The sequence below is a fragment of the Streptomyces sp. NPDC016309 genome (genome assembly GCF_043077235.1).
GTDB lineage: Bacteria > Actinomycetota > Actinomycetes > Streptomycetales > Streptomycetaceae > Streptomyces.
This window is the reverse complement of sequence record NZ_JBIBSG010000010.1, coordinates 225,177-243,347: the sequence shown is the minus strand read 5'-3', so window position 1 is coordinate 243,347 and position 18,171 is coordinate 225,177. Positions and strand designations below refer to the sequence as shown.

Below are 18,171 nucleotides of genomic sequence, written 5' to 3'. Positions count from 1 at the left end.
GCGACTCCGGTCCGGCCGGCCGGGGGTCCCCGTACCCCGGGGCCCCACGCGCCCGGCCGGCCGGGCCGGTCGCCGACCGGGCCCGGCCATCCGCCGGGTACGTCATGAGCCGGGAGGCCCGGGGCCGATGAAGACCCCGCCGCGCCCGATCACGGGCAGGCCCCGGGCCTCCTCGACACCCACGCCTCATCTGCGCTGGGCGGTGGACCCCCGTACCACCAGCTCCGGCTGGAACACGAACTCCGTGCGCTGCACCGGGTTGCCGTCGATCTCCTCCAGCAGCGCGTCCACCGCCGCCGTCGCCATCGCCTGCACCGGCTGGCGCACCGTCGTCAGCGGCGGGTCGGTGAACGCGATCAGCGGCGAGTCGTCGAAGCCGACCACCGACACGTCCGAGGGCACGTCCAGCCCCCGCGCCCGCACCGCGCGTATCGCGCCGAGCGCCATCAGGTCGCTGGCGCACACGATCCCCGTGCAGCCCTGGTCCAGCAGCGCCCCCGCCGCCGCGTGCCCGCCCTCGACCCCGAACAGGGTCTGCTGGACGCGCGTTTCCGCCTCCTGGGGGCCCACGCCCAGCAGGGCGCGCAGCGCGGCCGTGAAGCCCTCGGCCTTGCGCCGCGAGGGGACGTACCGGGTGGGGCCGATGGCCAGCCCGATCCGCTCGTGGCCCAGCTCGACCAGGTGCCGCACGGCCATCCGGGCGGCCGAGCGGTCGTCGGGCGAGACGAAGTGGGCGTCGATGTGCTCGTTGAACCCGTTGATGAGCACGAAGGGCACGCCCCGGGCCGCGAGCCTGACGTACCGGGACGGGTCGGCGCTCATGTCGGCGTGCAGCCCGGACAGGAACACGATGCCGGTGACACCGCGCTCCTCCAGTTGCTCGACCAGCTCGTCCTCGGTGGCGCCGCCCGGCATCTGGGTGCACAGCACCGGGGTGTAGCCGTGTCCGGCCAGCACCTGCTCGATGACCTGGGCGAACGCGGGGAAGATCGGGTTGGTGAGCTCGGGGATGACCAGGCCCACCAGCCCGGCGCTGCGCCGCTTGAGCCGGACGGGCCGCTCGTAGCCCAGCACGTCCAGGGCGGCCAGCACCCGGGTCCTGGTGGGCCCGGCGACCCCCGCCTTGCCGTTGAGGACCCGGCTGACCGTGGCCTCGCTGACCCCGGCCTGCGCGGCGATGTCCGCGAGCCGCGGGGCGCCCCCTCCTCCGTCGCCCCGCGGCTCGGTCCGTGCGTCGCCGCGCGGCGACAGGATCGTCACACCGACCACCAGACGGTGGTGTCGGCGGGCAGTTCGGCGGTGCCGTCCACGCTGGTGCGCACCCGCTCGCTGGCGAGCAGCATCCGGCCCGGCACGGTGATCCGCACCGCCCGCCCGGTGGTGTTGGCGTGGCACACGAAGGCGCCGCGCCGGAAGGCCAGCACGCCCTCGGGCGCCTCCAGCCATTCCACCGCGTCGCCCGCGCCCAGGTCCGGCTGCTCGCGGCGCACGGCGAGCGCGGCGCGGTACAGCTCCAGCGTGGAGCCCGGGTCCCCGGTCTGGGCCTCCACGCTCAGGTCCGCCCAGCCGGCCGGCTGGGGCAGCCAGCTACCGCCGCCGCCGAACCCGTACGACGGCCCCCCGACCGTCCACGGGATCGGCACGCGGCAGCCGTCGCGGAAGCCGTCCTGCCCGGTCGCCCGGAAGAACGACGGGTCCTGGCGCACCTCGTCGGGCAGGTCCGTGACGTCCGGCAGGCCGAGCTCCTCGCCCTGGTAGACGTACGCGGAGCCGGGCAGCGCCAGCATCAGCAGCGTGGCCGCCCGCGCCCGGCGCAGCCCCAGCTCGCGGTCGCCGGCCGTACGGAGCTGGGTGCCGAGGCCGGGCGGGTTGGCGAACCGGGTGGCGTGCCGGGTCACGTCGTGGTTGGACAGCACCCAGGTGGTGGGGGCGCCGACGGGGCGCATCGCGGCGAGCGAGGCGTCGATGACCCGGCGCAGTTCGGCGGCGTCCCAGTAGGTGCCCAGGTACTGGAAGTTGAACGCCTGGTGCATCTCGTCGGGGCGCACGTAGTTGGCGGTGCGCTCGACGGTCGGGGTCCAGGCCTCGGCGACCAGGACGCGGTCGGCGTCGTACTCCTCCAGGACCTCGCGCCAGCTTCGGTAGATCTCGTGGACGCCGTCCTGGTCGAAGAACGGCATCACGTCGTTGCCGAGCAGCTTGAGCTGGTCGTGGGCGCCGATGTCGGGCAGTCCGGCCGCCTTGACCAGGCCGTGGGCGACGTCCACGCGGAAGCCGTCGACGCCCATGTCCAGCCAGAAGCGGAGGATGGAGCGGAACTCGTCGCGGACGGCGGGGTGCTCCCAGTTGAAGTCGGGCTGCTCGGGGGCGAAGAGGTGCAGGTACCACTCGCCGTCCTCGACGCGCGTCCACGCCGGGCCGCCGAAGATGGACTCCCAGTCGTTGGGGGGCAGTTCGCCGTTCTCGCCCTTGCCCGGACGGAAGTGGTAGCGCTCGCGCAGCGGCGACCCGGGGCCCTCGCGCAGCGCGCGCTGGAACCACTCGTGCTGGTCGGACGAGTGGTTGGGCACCAGGTCGACGATGACGCGCAGCCCCAGCCCGTGGGCCTCGCGTATCAGCGCGTCGGCGTCCAGCAGGGTGCCGAACATGGGGTCGATGGCGCGGTAGTCGGCGACGTCGTACCCGGCGTCGGCCTGCGGGGAGGCGTAGAAGGGGCTGAGCCAGACGGCGTCGACGCCGAGGTCCCTCAGGTACGGCAGCCGGCTGCGGATTCCTTCCAGGTCGCCCATGCCGTCGCCGTTGCCGTCGGCGAAGCTGCGCGGATAGACCTGGTAGATCACCGCGTCTCTCCACCAGCCCGTGTGCGTGCCGGTGGCGGGGGCGTCGGGGGCAACGAGGTGCTGGGTCATGTCTTCCCTGAGTGGAGGAGTGGAGCGGCCGCCCGGCCCCGACGGGACTGTCGGGACGGCCGGCGCGCGGACCGGGATACGGAAGTGGGGACCGGCGCGTCAGCCGGTCCGGTGGCGGCCCGTTAAGGACCGGGCCGCGACCGGAGCCGCGACCGGGACAGCGGCCGGAGCCGGAGCCCCGGCCGGAACGCCGACCGGGACGTCGGCCCCCGGCCGGCGGTCGGCCGGAGCGACGGCGGACCCCCGGGCGGGCACGGACCGCCGGGCGGGCACGGGGCCCCGGCCGGCGGACCGGCCGCCGGGCCGGTCCGCCGCCGGGGAGCGCGTCGCCCGGACGGCCGGGTCGGCGGCCGGTGGCGGGGGCGGCGCCGGGACGTCGTGCCCGTCCGGCGCCCGGCGCCCACGGTGCCCGAGGTCCATGACGCCGTCCCCCTACGACTTGGTCGCGCCGGCCGTCAGGCCGGAGACCAGGTGGCGCTGGACGAGGCCGAAGACGACCGCGGCGGGCGCCGCGATCAGCACGGCCGCCGCGGTCAGCGAGCCCCAGTCGGCCGTGTACTGGTTGACGAAGGTCTGGAGGCCGCCGGCCAGGGTGAGGTTCTCCTCACCGGTCATGAACGCCGAGGCGTAGGCGACCTCGCCCCAGCCGGTGATGAAGGTGTAGAACGCGGTGACGGCCAGACCGGGCTTGGCCAACGGCATGATCAGCCGCCAGAAGGTGCCGAAGGGCGTCAGGCCGTCGACCCTGCCCGCCTCGTCGATCTCGGCGGGGATGCCGTCGAAGTACCCCTTCATCATCCAGGCGCAGAACGGCACGGCGACGGTGAGGTACGTGATGACCAGCCCGACCGGCTGGTTCAGCATGCCCAGCGAGGCCAGCAGGTTGTACAGCGGCACGATCAGGACCGCGACCGGGAACATCTGGGTGATCAGCAGCAGCCACATCAGGGGCCGGAGGCCCGGGAAGCGGAAGCGGCTGACGGCGTAGCCGGTGGTGGCGGAGATGAAGACACCGACGACGGTGGTGATGCCGACGACGACCAGCGAGTTGCCGAGCCAGGCCAGGAACTGGGTGTCGGAGATGACGTGGCTGTAGTTGCCGAAGGTGAAGTTCTTGACGATCGAGGTGTCGAAGGCGTCGGTCTTCGGCTTGAACGACGTGATCACCAGCCACAGCGGCGGGAAGACCGCGATGAGGGTGGCGAAGAGCAGCGTCAGGTGCAGTCCCGCGGACGCGAGCGGGGAACGCTCGCCCCGGGGCCGTACCTTCGGGGTCTGGGCGTGGGTGCTCACCACATGTCTCCCTGCTTGCGGAGCGCGCGGCGGTAGGCCACCGCGAACAGCGACAGGAGCGCCAGGATCAGCACGCCCCAGGCCGCCGATCCCGCGAAGTCGCGGGGGCTGACGACGAACGAGAGCTTGTAGGCGTACGTCACGAGGATCTCGGTGGCGTCGCCGGGACCGCCCCGGGTGAGCAGGAAGATCACCGGGAACATGTTGAAGGTCCAGATGGAGCTGAGCAGGACCACCGTGCCGGACACCGGGCGCAGTCCGGGCAGCGTGATGTGGCGGAACCGCTGCCAGGCGGTCGCGCCGTCCATCTCGGCGGCCTCGTAGAGCTCACCGGGGATGGACTGGAGGCCGCCCAGCATGGCGACCAGCATGAACGGCACGCCGAGCCAGACGTTGACGGCGATGACGGAGATCTTGGCCCAGGTGGGGTCGTTCAGCCAGGAGATCGCGTCGATGCCGCCGCCCGCGAGGAGCTGGTTGAACAGGCCGCTGCGCTCGTTGAACAGCAGCCGCCAGGTGAAGACGGAGACGAAGGCCGGGACGGCCCAGGGCAGGACCAGGGCCATCCGGTAGAAGGTGCGGCCCTTGATCTTGCGGTTGAGCATCGTGGCCAGCACGAGGCCGAGCGTGAAGGAGAGGGCGACACAGCTGACGGTCCACACCACGGTCCAGCCGAGCCGGTCCCAGAAGACGTTGTCGGTGAGGACGGCCTGGTAGTTGTCGAGGCCGACGGACCGGTACGTCGCGGGGATGTGGTTGATGCCGATCGTGCGCTCGACGTTGGCCTCGTTGGCGTCGGTCAGCGACAGGTAGACGCCGCGCACCAGCGGGTAACCGATGATCACGCCGATCACGATCACCACCGGGGCGACCATGCTCCAGGCGTACCAGTGGGTGCTCAGCGCCCGGCGCAGCCGGCCCGGGCCCGGGGACCCGGGGGTGTTCTCAGTGCGGTGGCCGCGGCCGCGGGCGCGCTCGGCGCCCGCGGCCTTCGCCACCGACTGGCTGGTCTCGACAGCCATTGGTCGGTCAGCCCTTCCCACTGCTTACTTGTAGTCCTTGAGCATCTTGCGGTAGGCGTCGCCCGTCTCCTGGGCGGCCTTCTCCGGGGTGGTCTTGCCGCCCAGGACGTTGGCCATCTGGAGGCGGATCGGCTCGAAGAGGGCGTTGCCCTGCGGGATCCACGGGCGCTCGACGGCCTTGTCGACGGCCGGCTTGAAGAACTGGACCATCTCGTTGCCCGACACCGACGGCTGGGTGTAGACCGACAGGCGGGTGGGCAGGAGGCTGAGCTTCTCGGTGGTCTGCTGCTGCACCTTGGCGGAGCCCATGTACTTGGCGAACTCGTAGGACGCGTCGAGGTTCTTGGAGCCGGCGTAGACGGAGAGGTTCCAGCCGCCCTGCGGGGAGCCCTGGCCGGCGCTGCCGGCCGGGACGGGGGCGATGCCCAGGTTCTTCGGGTCCTTGAACTCGGCGCCGGCGCGCGAGTCGGCGATGGCCCACGGGCCGTTCAGCATCATCGCGACCTTGCCGGACTTGAACGCGTTCTGCATGTTGTTCCAGCCGTCGGAGGCGTCGGTGATCGCCGCCTTCGAGTCGACCAGGTCCTTGATGGTCTTGTACGCGCTGACGCCGGACGGGTCGTCGATGGTGATCTTCTTGCCCTTGGCGTCGACCAGGTCGCCGCCCTCGCCGTAGAGGAAGGACAGGAACCAGTACGGGTCGTCACCGCGCAGGTACAGGCCGGTCTTGCCGGGCCACTTCTTGCTGACCTTGGCCGACGCGTCCTTCAGCGCCTCCAGGGTGGTGGGGACCTCGGCGCCGGCGTCCTTGAGCATCTTCTTGTTGTAGAAGAGCGCCATGGTGTCGATGACCTGCGGGACCGCGTAGGTCTTGTCGTTGAACTTGGTGCTCGCGGCGGCCTGGGGCAGCCAGTCGCCCTGGTTCTCGATGGCGCGGGTGCCGTCGAGCGGGGCGAGGTAGCCGAGGCTGGCGAAGTCGGCGACCCAGGCGACCTCGGTGCGCATCACGTCGGGGGCGCCGGAGTTGCCGCCCGCGGCGTTCTTGAACTTGGCGTTGGCCTCGCCGAACGGCACGTTGACGTACTTGACCTTCACCTTGGGGTGCAGCTTGGTGAAGCCCTCGGCGAGAGACTGGTACGTCGCCTTCTCGGCCTCGTTCGAGGTGTCCCAGAAGGTGACCGTGCCGGACAGCTCGCCGGATCCGCTGGACCCGCCCTGGTCGCCGCCGTCGCCTCCGCACGCCGCCGTCGTCAGACCGAGGGCCGCGACCAGCGCGGTGGCCGCTATGCCACGCCGCATGTGAACTCCTTCAACTGATCCCGGGAAGACGAAGGCGGATCACATGTCTGGATCTCGTGCCTCCTGCAGACCGCTCCCTCGCGGTGCGCCGGGTTGCCAGGAACGTAACAGGGATGAAAACGCGCCGAAAGACCTTGCGGTAAATTTCTGCAAGGCACGCTGATCGTTACATCCGCGTGTCCCTACAGTTGCCGACGCATCGCTTGACAGCGGCCGCGAGGCGGCCTTGCGCGGCACGGGAACGGTCTGCAAGCCTTTTCGTAAGACCTTGCAGGACCGTTGCATTACCACTGCCACCTCGTTAGATGTACGTAGCCCCCATCCCGGCCCACCGAGAGGGACACCGCACATGGCACACGAGCTGACCTCGCCCGTCCCGGCGCCGGAGGATCTGCGCCGTGCAAGCTCTTCCAGCGACCGCCCGGGGTGGTGGCGGGAGGCCGTCATCTACCAGGTGTACGTCAGGTCCTTCGCGGACAGCGACGGCGACGGCATCGGCGACCTGCGCGGGGCCCGCGAGCGCCTGCCCCACCTGGCCCGGCTGGGCGCGGACGCGGTGTGGCTCACCCCCTTCTACGCCTCCCCCCAGGCCGACGGCGGGTACGACGTGGCCGACTACCGGGCCGTCGACCCCGTCTTCGGCGACCTGGCGGACGCCGACGACCTGGTCCGCACGGCCCACGAGCTCGGGCTGCGGGTGATCGTCGACATCGTCCCCAACCACACCTCCGACCGGCACCCCTGGTTCCGCGAGGCCCTCGCCGGCACCGGGCGCGAGCGCTACCACTTCCGCCCCGGCAAGGGGCCGGACGGTTCCCTGCCGCCCAACGACTGGGAGTCCGTCTTCGGCGGCCCGGCCTGGACCCGCGTGCCCGACGGCGACTGGTACCTGCACCTGTTCGCCCCCGAGCAGCCGGACCTCAACTGGGACGACGAGGAGGTCCGAGCCGAGTTCGAGTCCGTGCTCCGGTTCTGGCTGGACCTCGGGGTCGACGGCTTCCGGGTCGACGTCGCGCACGGCATGGTCAAAGCCGCCGGGATGCCCGACATCGGGCACGGGGAGCAGGCCCGGCTCATCGGCACCCAGCAGCTTCCGTTCTTCGACCAGGACGGGGTCCACGAGATCCACCGCGCCTGGCGGCGGCTGCTGGACGGCTACGAGGGCGAGCGCATCGCCGTCGCCGAGGCGTGGGCGCCGTCGGCGGAGCGGCTGGCGCTGTACGTACGCCCCGACGAGCTGCACCAGGCGTTCAACTTCCAGTTCCTCAACTGCCCCTGGGACGCGGACTGCCTGCGGCGGGTCATCGACGACTCGCTGCGGGCCACCGCCTCGGTGGGCGCGCCGACCACCTGGGTGCTGTCCAACCACGACGTGGTCCGCCACACCACCCGGTACGGGGACGGTGTCACCGGGCTGCGCCGGGCGCGGGCGGCCGCGCTGCTGATGCTGGCCCTGCCCGGCTCGGCGTACGTCTACCAGGGCGAGGAGCTGGGACTGCCCGAGGTCACGGAGCTGCCCGACGAGGTCCGCCAGGACCCCGCCTTCCTGCGCGGCGAGGGCCAGGACGGGCTGCGCGACGGGTGCCGGGTGCCGATCCCGTGGACGCCGGAGGGCCCCTCGTACGGCTTCGGCCCCGGCGGTAGCTGGCTGCCCCAGCCGTCGTCGTGGCGCGAGCTGTCCGTGGCGGCCCAGACCGGCGACCCGGACTCGACGCTGGAGCTGTACCGCAGCGCGCTGGCCGTGCGCCGCGAGCACCCGGCGCTCGGCGCGGGCGACGCGGTGGAGTGGCTGCCCGCGCCGGACGGGGTCCTGGCGTTCCGCCGCCGTGCGAAGGGCGCGGGCACCGGCCCCTGGCAGGGCGACCTGGTCTGCACGGTCAACCTCACCGACCGCCCGGTCCCCCTGCCCGTCCCCGGCGGCCGGGTCCTGCTGTCGAGCACCCCCGTCCCCGCCGCTCCCCCGGCCCCCGCCGCTCCGCCCGGGGAGTCGGCCGGCGAGGCCCCCGGGAACCCGGCGGCGGCCACCGCTCCCTGCGCCAAAGTCCCGCCCCCCGCACGGGAGTCGGCGGTGGGGGCGGGCACCGGGGACGCCGGCCGGACCGTCCTGCTGGCCCCCGAGTCCTGCGTCTGGTGGGCAAGCTGACGTGCGGCCGGTACAGTCGCATCCCATGACCGCGCGGCTAGCCGACATCGCAGCCCAGGCGGGGGTCAGCGAAGCCACAGTCAGCCGCGTGCTCAACGGCAAGCCCGGTGTGGCGGCGGCCACCCGCCAGTCCGTGCTGGCCGCCCTCGACGTGCTCGGCTACGAGCGTCCCGTACGGCTGCGGCAGCGCAGCGCGGGACTGGTCGGGCTGATAACCCCCGAGCTGGACAACCCCATCTTCCCGGCCCTGGCCCAGGTCATCGGCCAGGCCCTGACCCGCCAGGGCTACACCCCCGTCCTCGCCACCCAGACCCCCGGCGGCTCCACCGAGGACGAACTGACCGAAATGCTCGTCGAGCGGGGCGTCTCCGGCATCATCTTCGTCTCCGGACTGCACGCCGACACCACCGCCGACATGACGCGCTACGACCAGCTTCGCGGCAAGGGCGTCCCGTACGTCCTCATCAACGGCTTCTCCCCCAAGGTGCAGGCGCCGTTCGTCTCCCCCGACGACCGGGCCGCGATGCAGCTCGCCGTCACCCACCTCGCCTCCCTCGGGCACACCCGGATCGGCCTCGCGGTCGGACCGAAGCGGTTCGTGCCCGTCCAGCGCAAGATCGAGGGCTTCCGGCTCGGCATGCAGGCCCGGCTCGGCCTGGACCCGGAGCGGTGCGAGGAACTGATCCAGCACTCGCTGTACACGCTGGAGGGCGGGCAGGCCGCCGCGACCGCGCTGATCGACCGGGGCTGCACCGCCGTCGTCTGCGCCAGCGACATGATGGCCCTGGGTGCCATCCGGGCCGCCCGCCAGCAGGGGCTGCACGTCCCCCGGGACGTCTCCGTCGTCGGGTTCGACGACTCCCCCCTCATAGCCTTCACCGACCCGCCGCTGACCACCATCCGCCAGCCCGTCCTCGCCATGGGGCAGGCGGCGGTGCGGGCCCTCCTGGAGGAGGTCGGCGGCACACCCGCCCCGCACAGCGAGTTCGTCTTCATGCCGGAGCTGGTCGTCCGCGGGTCCACCGCCTCGGGACCTCAGGGTCAGCGGTCATCCGAAAGGCGTAGCGATGGCGATGACGACCAGACTGACGGATGATCGAGCGAGTAGACCTATCTGGCAGACTCTTGGCCCATGGGTGACACGACTGTGAGGACACGGGAAGGCCGCGAGGCCCCGGCACCACCGGTGGATTCACCCATCGAGCAGGGTCCGGCCCGGGAGGCGGACGGCCGTACGGTGTGGCAGCGTGCGCGCGCTCCGCGCCGCCCCCGCATCTGGTTCGAGATCCTGCTGATCGCGGTGAGCTACTGGACGTACTCACTGATCCGCAACGCGGTGCCCGAGCAGAAGGCGGAGGCACTGCGCAACGCCGACTGGATCTGGCGGGCGGAGCAGTCCCTCGGCATCGCCGTCGAGAAGTCCGTCAACCACGCCGTCGACTCGGTGACGTGGCTGATCGTGGGCATGAACTACTACTACGCCACCCTGCACTTCATCGTCACCATCGGTGTCCTGGTGTGGCTGTACCGGTGGCACCCGGGGCGGTACGCCGCGACCCGCCTGGTGCTGTTCTCCACCACCGGTGTCGCCCTGCTCGGCTACTACCTGTACCCGCTGGCCCCGCCGCGCCTGATGACGTCGGAGACGTTCGTCGACACGGTGCTGGTGCACCACACCTGGGGCTCCATGGCCTCCGGCGACCTGAAGCAGATGTCCAACCAGTACGCCGCGATGCCGTCCATGCACATCGGGTGGTCGCTGTGGTGCGGGCTGACGATCTTCGCCCTGGCCCGGGCGCCCTGGGCCAGGATCCTCGGGCTGCTCTACCCCACCGCCACCCTGGTGGTCATCGTCGCCACCGCCAACCACTTCTGGCTGGACGCCGTGGGCGGCATGATCTGCCTGGCCTTCGGCTACACCCTGGCGTACGTCTGGTACGGCAGGCTGCCGCACCGGCTGCCGCGCCTGGTGGCGGCGTACACCCCGGCGGCGCCCGGCGCCGGAGCCGGCGCCCACGCCGCGCCCGCCGGCCCGGAAGCGGATCCGGCCGGCCCGGAAGCGGCTGCCGCCGGCCCGGAAGCGGATCCCGCCGACGCCGGTGCGGCCGGTGCCGGTGCGGCCACCGGCGCCCCGCTCGCGGCGGGAACGCGCCGCTGACGGCCGCGAGGCCTCCCGGACCGCCTCAGCCCCCGTAGAACAGCTCCTCCACCACCGCCCGCGCCCGGCGCGTGGTGCGGCGGTAGTCCTCCACCATCTCGCCGACGTGCCCGGGCCCGTACCCCAGGTAGCGGCCGACCGCCGCCAGCTCCCGGGAGTCGGACGGGAAGGTGTCCCCGGCCCGGCCGCGCACCAGCATCACCCCGTTGCGCACCCGGGTCGCCAGCACCCAGGCCTCGTCCAGGGTCTGGGCGTCCTGCTCCGTGATCAGGCCCGCGTCCCGGGCGGCGGCCAGCGCCGGCCGGGTACGGGTGGTACGCAGCCCCGGCACCGCGTGCCCGTGGCGCATCTGGAGGAGCTGGACGGTCCACTCCACGTCGGACAGCCCCCCGCGCCCCAGCTTGGTGTGCAGGGCGGGGTCGGCCCCGCGCGGCAGCCGCTCGGTCTCCATCCGGGCCTTCAGGCGCCTGATCTCCCGCACCGCGGCCTCGTCCAGGCCCTGCTCGGGGTAGCGCAGCGGGTCGGCCAGCTCGATGAACCGGCGCCCGAGGTCCTCGTCGCCGGCCATCGGCTCGGCGCGCAGCAGCGCCTGGCTCTCCCAGCCCAGTGACCAGCGGCGGTAGTAGGCCGCGTACGACTTGAGGGTGCGCACCAGCGGCCCGCTCTTGCCCTCGGGGCGCAGGTCCGCGTCGATGAGCAGCGGCGGGTCGGCGGTCGGGAGCTGGAGCAGCCGGCGCATCTCGGCGACCACGGCGTTGGCCGCCCGCGCCGCCTCCTGCTCGTCGACGCCCTCGCGCGGCTCGTGGACGAACAGGACGTCGGCGTCGGAGCCGTACCCCAGCTCATGGCCGCCGAAGCGGCCCATGCCGATGACGGCGAACCGGGTGGGCAGGGTGTCGCCCCACTGCTCGCGCACGGCGGCCCGCAGCGCCCCCGCGACGGTCGCCGCGTTCAGATCGGTGATCGCCTGCCCGACCCGGTCCACCAGGGCGCCGGGGTCGGCCTCGGCGGGGCTGTCCTCGGTGCCGTACGAGCCGATGATGTCGGCGGCGGCGGTACGGAACAGCTCCCGGCGCCGTACGCCACGGGCCACGGCCACGGCCAGCTCGGCGTCCTCCGCGCGGCCGACGGCCGCCAGGATCTCCGGCTCCAGATGGGAACGGCCGCGCGGCCGGAGCCCCTCGGGCGCCCCCAGGATGGCCACCGCCTCGGGCGCGCGCAGCAGCAGGTCGGGGGCCAGCCGCCCGGCCGACAGCACCCGGGCCAGGTTCTCCGCCGCCGCGCCCTCGTCCCGCAGCAGCCGGAGGTACCAGGGCGTCTTGCCCAGCGCGTCCGACACCTTGCGGAAGCCCAGCAGCCCGGCGTCGGGGTCCGCCGAGTCGGCGAACCAGCCCAGCAGCACCGGCAGCAGCGTCCGCTGGATCGCCGCCTTCCTGGTGACGCCGGACGCCAGCGCCTCCAGGTGCCGCAGCGCGGCGGCGGGATCGGCGTACCCGAGCGCCTCCAGGCGCTGCCCGGCGGCCTTGGCGCTGAGCCGTGTCTCCCCGGGAGCGAGCTGGGCGACCGCGTCCAGCAGGGGCCGGTAGAACAGCTTCTCGTGCAGCCGCCGCACCACCGAGGCGTGGCGCCGCCACTCCCGGTTCAGCTCGGCGACGGGATCGGTGCGCAGCCCCATCGACCGGCCCAGCCGCCGCAGGTCCTCCTCGCCCTCCGGCACCAGGTGCGTACGCCGCAGCCGGAAGAGCTGGATGCGGTGCTCCATCGCCCGCAGGAAGCGGTACGCCTCGTCGAGCTGCGCCGCGTCGGCGCGCCCCACGTAGCCGCCGGCCGCCAGCGCCTTCAGTGCCTCCAGCGTGGTCGCGCTGTGCAGCGTGGCGTCGCTGCGCCCGTGCACGAGCTGGAGGAGCTGCACCGCGAACTCGACGTCCCGCAGCCCGCCGGGCCCGAGCTTCAGCTCGCGGTCCACGTGCGCGACCGGGATGTTGTCCACCACGCGGCGGCGCATCTTCTGCACGTCGGTGACGAAGTTCTCCCGCTCGGCGGCCTGCCACACCAGGGGCGAGACGGCCTCGATGTACGCGGCGCCCAGCTCCGGGTCACCGGCCACCGGCCGGGCCTTCAGCAGGGCCTGGAACTCCCACGTCTTGGCCCAGCGCTGGTAGTAGGCGAGGTGGCTCGACAGCGTGCGCACCAGGGGCCCGTTCCTGCCCTCCGGCCGCAGATTGGCGTCGACCGGCCAGATGGTGCCCTCCACCGTCTGCTCCGAGCAGATGCGCATCAGGTGCGAGGCCAGCCGGGTGGCGGCGCGCAGCGCCTCGCCCTCGTCGGCGCCGTCGACGGGCTCGCCGACGAAGATGACGTCCACGTCGGAGACGTAGTTCAGCTCGCGGCCGCCGCACTTGCCCATCGCGACGACCGCGAGCCGGCACAGCGCCGCGTCCTCCGGGGCGGCCGCGCTCGCCAGGGCGAGGGCCTTGCGGAGGGTGGCCGTGGCGAGGTCGGCCAGCTCGGCGGCGGTCTCGGCGACATCGATGGTGCCGCACACGTCACGGGCCGCTATGGCCAGCAGGCAGCGCCGGTAGGCGACGCGCAGCGACACGGGATCGGTCGCCCCGGCCAGCCCGCGCTCGAACTCCGCGACGCCCGGGTGCAGGTCGGCCGACTCGTACGTGACGAGCGCCTCCCAGTCCCGCGGGTGCCGGGCCAGGTGGTCGGCCAGCGCCTCGGAGGAGCCGAGCACGCCGAGCAGCCGGTCGCGCAGCGGCTTGGCGCTCAGGACCGTGCCGAGCAGTTGCCGGCCGTCCCCGTCCTGCGCCTCGGCCAGCCGGACCAGCCCGCGCAGCGCCAGATCGGGATCGGGGGTGGCGCCCAGCGCGTCCAGGAGGACCGGGTCACCGCGCACGGCCGACACCACAGGCAGGTCGAGCAGCCGCTCGGCGGCGGACGGATCGGTGAAGCCGTGCCGCAACAGTCGGGTGAAGGTACTGCTCCTGCGCCCCGGTCCGGTCATGGCTCCCCTTCTTCCGGAGGCTCGGTCCGCCTCCGGGAACCAGTCGCGTCCGCCGGCGGTCGACCGTGCTCGGGCCGCTCGTACCCCGCGGCCCTGCGCGCTCTCCCGCTCGACGCCCGCGCGCCCCTTCGGCCCACTCGCCAGCACGTCCCCACGAGCCTATCGGCCCGCGCCCCCGCCGCACCGTGAGGCCCCGGGGCACCGGCGGCCACGGGGGCGACGGCGTGAGGCAGCGCACACGGCGGCCTATGAACCGGATGGCGGCAATGCCCCTCTTCCCTCCCGGTTCGACCACTCCCACCCGTATGACGGAAGCCGCCGCCCATGTCTCGCCCCGCCCTCCCCTCCTTCCGCCGAGGCCTGCTCGTGGCCGCGCCGATCGCCGTGCTGCTCGGCATCACGGGCGGGACCCTGGCGCTCACCACCGGGTCGTCGGACGCGTCCGACGTGCCGACCCGGGGCGTACCGGAGGCGGACGCGATGAAGCCGGTCCGCACGGCCGGGGAGGCGGTCGTGCAGATCATGGCCCACCCGGACGACGACCTGTTCTTCATGAACCCGGACGCCAGCCAGTCCATCGCGTCCGGCCGAAGCCTCACGTCCGTGTACCTGACCGCCGGGGAGTCCGACGGGCGCAACGCCCGCCGTCAGGACCCGCGCCCGCGCGCCGACAAGGCGGCGTACGCGGAGGCCCGGCAGAACGGCATCCGGGCCGCGTACGCCGAGATGGCCACCGGCAACCGCACCAGCCCGTGGGACCGCACCTCGATCGTCACGGCCGGCGGCGGCCGGGCCGAACTGGACACCCTGCGGGCGAAGCCGCAGATCAGCCTGGTCTGGCTCCAGCTCCGTGAGGCGGGCAGCATCTCCGACGACCGCCCGCACAGCCTGCGCGGGCTGTGGGACGGCCGGGTGGAGCGGCTGGAGTCCCAGCTCGCGGCGGGCTCCCCGGTCCGGGACGGCTTCGCGTACACCAGGGACCAGACGGTCGCGACCCTGACCGGGGTGCTCGACCGGTTCCGGCCCACTTTCGTGCGGATGATGGACCCGACGCCGGGCCGGAACGAGAAGACGGGCAAGCTCTCCGACCACCAGGACCACATGTACGGCGCCCGGTTCGCGCAGGCGGCGCTCGCCCGGTACGCGGAGAAGAGCGGGCGCCCGTCCTTCGCCGTGCAGAACTACCTCGGGTACTCGACCGGCGGGATGCCGCACGTGCTGGACCCGCGGACCACCGAGGCGAAGCTGCGCACGCTGAAGACCTACGCGTGGTGGGATCACACCGACTACTGCGAGGACCCGGCCGGCTGCGGCGACCGCAAGGTGGCCGCCCGCCCCGCCGGGCACGACTGGGCCCAGTCGGTCCGCTACGCCCGGGGCGGTTCGGCCTCCTGGGCGCAGCGGGGCGCCGGGCCGGGCGAGTCGTACGCGTTCTCGGTGCTGGACGGCCGGCTGGCGGTGTGGCACCGGCGGGACGCGGCACAGGGGTGGACGGGCCCGGTCCTCCAGAAGGGGACCGGCCTGGACAGCGGGGTGACCTCGGTGCGGCTGCCGGACGGCCGGGTCGCGGTGTTCGGGACGCGCACCCGGCTGGACGGGAAGTACCGCCGCGAGGTGGTGGCGTCGGTGCAGTCCACGCCGGGCGGGGCGTTCGGCCCGTGGCGGTCGCTGGGGACGCCGGAGCGGGACGACGACACCGCCACGTCCGACATCGGCCTGCCGGCGGTCCTGGTGGACCGGGCCGGCCTGATGACGGTGTACGTGCGCGACGGCGGCCACACGATGCGGGTCAGTGCCCAGCGGGCGGACGGCGGCTGGGGGCCGTGGCGGCCGGCCGGGGGGCGGGACCTGCGGGGCGACCCGGTGGCGGCCATGGACGCGACGGGGCGGGGGTACGTGTTCGCGGCCACGCCGAGGACGGTGCTGGCGTGGACGCAGGCCGCCCCGGACGGGCCGGTGGGCGGGCCGGTGCCGACCGGGCTGCCGGCGACCACCGTGTCGCTGAGCGCCGCGCCGGACGGTGCGGACGGGGTGCGGCTCTGGTTCCGGAAGCCGGATGCGGGTGACGTCCGCTCGGCCCGCTTCGCGGGCGGTGGCCACGCCTCGCCGGTACGGGAGGCGCCGGGCGGCGTGGCCGGACACGGCGCCCTGGCGGTGTCGGGCGGCCGGGTGGCCGGGCGCGCGGGCACCGGCGCGGTGGCGGCGCTGTCGCCCGGCGGGCGGTGGACGACGGGCGGTTCGCTGTTCGCCGGCGCCCCCGCCGCCGCCCCGGGCGGTTTCGCCACGCTGGGCCTGGACGGCCGGCTGAACTGGTCGCCCTGGGAACGGTGAGCCGATAAGCCTGCGCCGCGCGCGGAGTCCGGCTTGGATGGGCGTACGTCCGGCTTGGATGGGCGTACGTATCGAGGGAGGAAGCCCATGAACTGGACACTCGAGGTCGTCGTCGTCCCGGTCACCGACCTGGACCGGGCGAAGGACTTCTACGGCACGGCCTGCGGGTTCACGGTCGACCTGGACACGGAGGTGGCCCCGGGCGTGCGCATCATCCAGGTGACCCCGCCCGGCTCGCGCTGCTCGATCGCCCTCCAGAGCGGCATGCCCCCGGGCCCGGGCGAGAAGCCCATGGCCCCGGGCTCGCTCCAGGGCCTCCAGGTGTGCGTGACCGACATCGAGGCGGCCCGCGCGGAGCTGCTGTCCCGGGGCGTGGACGTGACCCCCGTGCAGCACGTGGGCCCGGACGGCTGGACGGAGGGCAAGGGCGGGACGTGGAACTCGTTCATGTTCTTCAAGGACCCGGACGGCAACGGCTGGACGGTCCAGGAGGCCCCGTCCGAGCTGTCCGAGCGCTAGGTCGTGTCGATCAGGCGGGCGTCCCGCCGATCGGGCTCCCGATGCCCGCCTGATCGGCACGACACCGCCTAGGTGCGCTTCGGCCGGGACGTGGAGGCGACCGCGAACAGGGACAGTCCGCACAGGGCGACGAGGGCCCAGCCCGGGCGGGACGCGTGGGCGAGTCCGGCCGGGGCGGAGCCCGCGACCAGGCCGCCGGCGACGGCGATGCCGAGCGCGGCGCCCAACTGCCGGGCGGTCGAGGTGATCGCCCCGGCCACCCCGGCGCGGCCGGCCGGCAGGCCGCTCACGGCGGTGTTGGTGATCGGCGCGTTGGCGAAGCCGAACCCGATGCCGATGAGCGCGTAGGCCGGCAGGAGCAGCAGTACGCCGGTGTCCTGGTCGAGACCGGTGAGGCAGAGGCCGCCGGCCGTCATGGAGGCCCCGGCCGCCAGCAGCGGCGGCCTCGGCCCGGTACGCCCGACGAGCCGGCCGGACCAGGGCGCGCAGAGGGTCGCTCCGACGGCCATGGGCAGGGTCGCCAGCCCGGCCGCGAGCGGTGTCCAGCCCCGGCCGTCCTGGAGGTAGAGGGTGTTGAGCAGCAGCGTCACGTTGAGGGCGACGAAGACGGCCACCGCTCCGAGGACGGCCCCGGTGAAGGCGGGGCGGCGGAAGAGCCGCGGGTCCACCAGCGGTTCGGGGCGGCTCCACTCGACCCGTACGAACGCGGCCGCCGCCAGGCCGGTGAAGGCGTAGGCGCCGAGGGCGGCGGGCGAGGTCCAGCCGATGCGCGGCCCTTCGATCAGGACGCCGACCGCGGCCGCGATGACCAGGGTCAGCAGCACCTGGCCGGGCAGGTCGAGCCGCTGGGCCCGCCGGGCCCGGGACTCGGGGACGAACAGCGCGGTGAGCACGAGAGCGGCGACGACGACGGGGGCGTTGACCCAGAACAGCGAGCGCCAGCCGAGGCTTTCGACGAGCGCACCGCCCGTGACGGGGCCGGCGGCCATGCTGAGCCCGAACACCGCGGCCCAGACGCCGATCGCCCGGGCGCGTTCCCTCGGGTCGGGCATCGCGTCGACCACGATCGCGAGGGCCACGGGGCTGAGCATCGAGGCGCCGACGCCCTGGAGCGCGCGGGCCGCCACGAGCACGCCCACCGAGGGCGCGAGGGCGCAGGCCACGGACGCCAGACCGAAGACCACCAGCCCGGTCCGGAACACCTTGCGGCGGCCGAAGCGGTCCGCCAGCGCGCCGGAGGTGATGAGCAGACCGGCGAGGACGAGGGTGTAGGAATCGACGGTCCATTCGAGGCTGCGGGTGCCGATGTGCAGGGCGCGTCCGATCTCGGGCAGGCCCACGTTCACGATGGTGGTGTCCAGGCCCACCAGGAACATGCTCAGGCAGCAGACGGCCAGTACCGTCCAGCGCCTTCGCGGGCTCAGCACGGGCGGTTCGGTCTGCTGCGGGGGATGGATCGTCGTGGTCACGGCCTTGCCTCTCACGTT

12 protein-coding genes are annotated in these 18,171 nt (G+C 73.5%); 5 read left to right on the top strand and 7 right to left on the bottom strand.

All coding sequences use genetic code 11. From position 1 onward, the window contains the following. Positions 1 to 186 precede the first annotated feature (186 nt). The 5 genes from ACF068_RS25710 to ACF068_RS25690 all read right to left on the bottom strand — a co-directional run bounded on the left by ACF068_RS25710 (position 187) and on the right by ACF068_RS25690 (position 6,523). Positions 187 to 1,269, bottom strand: a complete 1,083-nt coding sequence (locus tag ACF068_RS25710; RefSeq protein ID WP_392276656.1) for a LacI family DNA-binding transcriptional regulator — start codon at positions 1,267 to 1,269, stop codon at positions 187 to 189. Then, positions 1,257 to 2,909 carry an alpha-amylase family glycosyl hydrolase gene (locus ACF068_RS25705; protein ID WP_392276655.1) on the bottom strand — a complete coding sequence of 551 codons (1,653 nt, stop codon included), beginning with the start codon at positions 2,907 to 2,909 and terminating at the stop codon, positions 1,257 to 1,259. The genes ACF068_RS25710 and ACF068_RS25705 overlap by 13 nt, the downstream gene beginning before the upstream one ends. A 432-nt stretch (positions 2,910 to 3,341) precedes the next feature. Continuing rightward, positions 3,342 to 4,202 carry a sugar ABC transporter permease gene (locus ACF068_RS25700; protein ID WP_392276654.1) on the bottom strand — a complete coding sequence of 287 codons (861 nt, stop codon included), beginning with the start codon at positions 4,200 to 4,202 and terminating at the stop codon, positions 3,342 to 3,344. Beyond that, on the bottom strand, positions 4,199 to 5,224 hold the full coding sequence (locus ACF068_RS25695; protein ID WP_392276653.1) for a carbohydrate ABC transporter permease: 1,026 nt from the start codon (positions 5,222 to 5,224) through the stop codon (positions 4,199 to 4,201). Before ACF068_RS25695 ends, ACF068_RS25700 begins: the two co-directional genes overlap by 4 nt. A gap of 24 nt (positions 5,225 to 5,248) precedes the next feature. After that, positions 5,249 to 6,523: an extracellular solute-binding protein gene (locus ACF068_RS25690; protein ID WP_392276652.1), complete on the bottom strand. Its 1,275-nt coding sequence runs from the start codon at positions 6,521 to 6,523 to the stop codon at positions 5,249 to 5,251. 349 nt (positions 6,524 to 6,872) lie between these two features. On the opposite strand from ACF068_RS25690, the gene ACF068_RS25685 reads away from it, so the two are divergent. Genes ACF068_RS25685 through ACF068_RS25675 form a run of 3 tightly spaced genes read left to right on the top strand, consistent with a single transcriptional unit; the run spans position 6,873 to position 10,824 of the window. Beyond that, positions 6,873 to 8,666 carry a glycoside hydrolase family 13 protein gene (locus ACF068_RS25685; RefSeq protein WP_392276651.1) on the top strand — a complete coding sequence of 598 codons (1,794 nt, stop codon included), beginning with the start codon at positions 6,873 to 6,875 and terminating at the stop codon, positions 8,664 to 8,666. Between the two features lie 25 nt (positions 8,667 to 8,691). Continuing rightward, positions 8,692 to 9,762 (top strand): LacI family DNA-binding transcriptional regulator, encoded by a 1,071-nt coding sequence (locus ACF068_RS25680; RefSeq protein WP_392276650.1) that lies wholly within the window; start codon positions 8,692 to 8,694, stop codon positions 9,760 to 9,762. Positions 9,763 to 9,798: 36 nt separating this feature from the next. Beyond that, entirely contained in the window at positions 9,799 to 10,824 is a 1,026-nt protein-coding gene (locus tag ACF068_RS25675; RefSeq protein WP_392276649.1) for a phosphatase PAP2 family protein, read from the top strand. Between the two features lie 25 nt (positions 10,825 to 10,849). Here the strand turns inward: ACF068_RS25675 and ACF068_RS25670 are convergent, their stop codons facing one another. After that, positions 10,850 to 13,834 (bottom strand): bifunctional [glutamine synthetase] adenylyltransferase/[glutamine synthetase]-adenylyl-L-tyrosine phosphorylase, encoded by a 2,985-nt coding sequence (locus ACF068_RS25670; RefSeq protein WP_392276648.1) that lies wholly within the window; start codon positions 13,832 to 13,834, stop codon positions 10,850 to 10,852. Positions 13,835 to 14,158: 324 nt separating this feature from the next. On the opposite strand from ACF068_RS25670, the gene ACF068_RS25665 reads away from it, so the two are divergent. Together ACF068_RS25665 and ACF068_RS25660 are read left to right on the top strand one after the other, a co-directional pair. Continuing rightward, positions 14,159 to 16,165, top strand: coding sequence for a PIG-L family deacetylase (locus ACF068_RS25665; RefSeq protein ID WP_392276647.1), 2,007 nt, complete (start codon positions 14,159 to 14,161; stop codon positions 16,163 to 16,165). Positions 16,166 to 16,252: 87 nt separating this feature from the next. Continuing rightward, on the top strand, positions 16,253 to 16,684 hold the full coding sequence (locus tag ACF068_RS25660; protein WP_392276646.1) for a VOC family protein: 432 nt from the start codon (positions 16,253 to 16,255) through the stop codon (positions 16,682 to 16,684). Positions 16,685 to 16,752: 68 nt separating this feature from the next. On the opposite strand, the gene ACF068_RS25655 is transcribed toward ACF068_RS25660, so the two are convergent. Next, positions 16,753 to 18,153 carry an MFS transporter gene (locus ACF068_RS25655; RefSeq protein ID WP_392276645.1) on the bottom strand — a complete coding sequence of 467 codons (1,401 nt, stop codon included), beginning with the start codon at positions 18,151 to 18,153 and terminating at the stop codon, positions 16,753 to 16,755. Between the last annotated feature and the right edge of the window lie 18 nt (positions 18,154 to 18,171).

Bases quoted from the DNA above. Each gene is read 5' to 3' on its own strand.
- ACF068_RS25705 (WP_392276655.1), bottom strand. From the start codon at position 2,909: ATGACCCAGCACCTCGTTGCCCCCGACGCCCCCGCCACCGGCACGCAC.
- ACF068_RS25695 (WP_392276653.1), bottom strand. From the start codon at position 5,224: ATGGCTGTCGAGACCAGCCAGTCGGTGGCGAAGGCCGCGGGCGCCGAG.
- ACF068_RS25690 (WP_392276652.1), bottom strand. From the start codon at position 6,523: ATGCGGCGTGGCATAGCGGCCACCGCGCTGGTCGCGGCCCTCGGTCTG.
- ACF068_RS25685 (WP_392276651.1), top strand. From the start codon at position 6,873: ATGGCACACGAGCTGACCTCGCCCGTCCCGGCGCCGGAGGATCTGCGC.
- ACF068_RS25680 (WP_392276650.1), top strand. From the start codon at position 8,692: ATGACCGCGCGGCTAGCCGACATCGCAGCCCAGGCGGGGGTCAGCGAA.
- ACF068_RS25675 (WP_392276649.1), top strand. From the start codon at position 9,799: ATGGGTGACACGACTGTGAGGACACGGGAAGGCCGCGAGGCCCCGGCA.
- ACF068_RS25670 (WP_392276648.1), bottom strand. From the start codon at position 13,834: ATGACCGGACCGGGGCGCAGGAGCAGTACCTTCACCCGACTGTTGCGG.
- ACF068_RS25665 (WP_392276647.1), top strand. From the start codon at position 14,159: ATGTCTCGCCCCGCCCTCCCCTCCTTCCGCCGAGGCCTGCTCGTGGCC.
- ACF068_RS25660 (WP_392276646.1), top strand. From the start codon at position 16,253: ATGAACTGGACACTCGAGGTCGTCGTCGTCCCGGTCACCGACCTGGAC.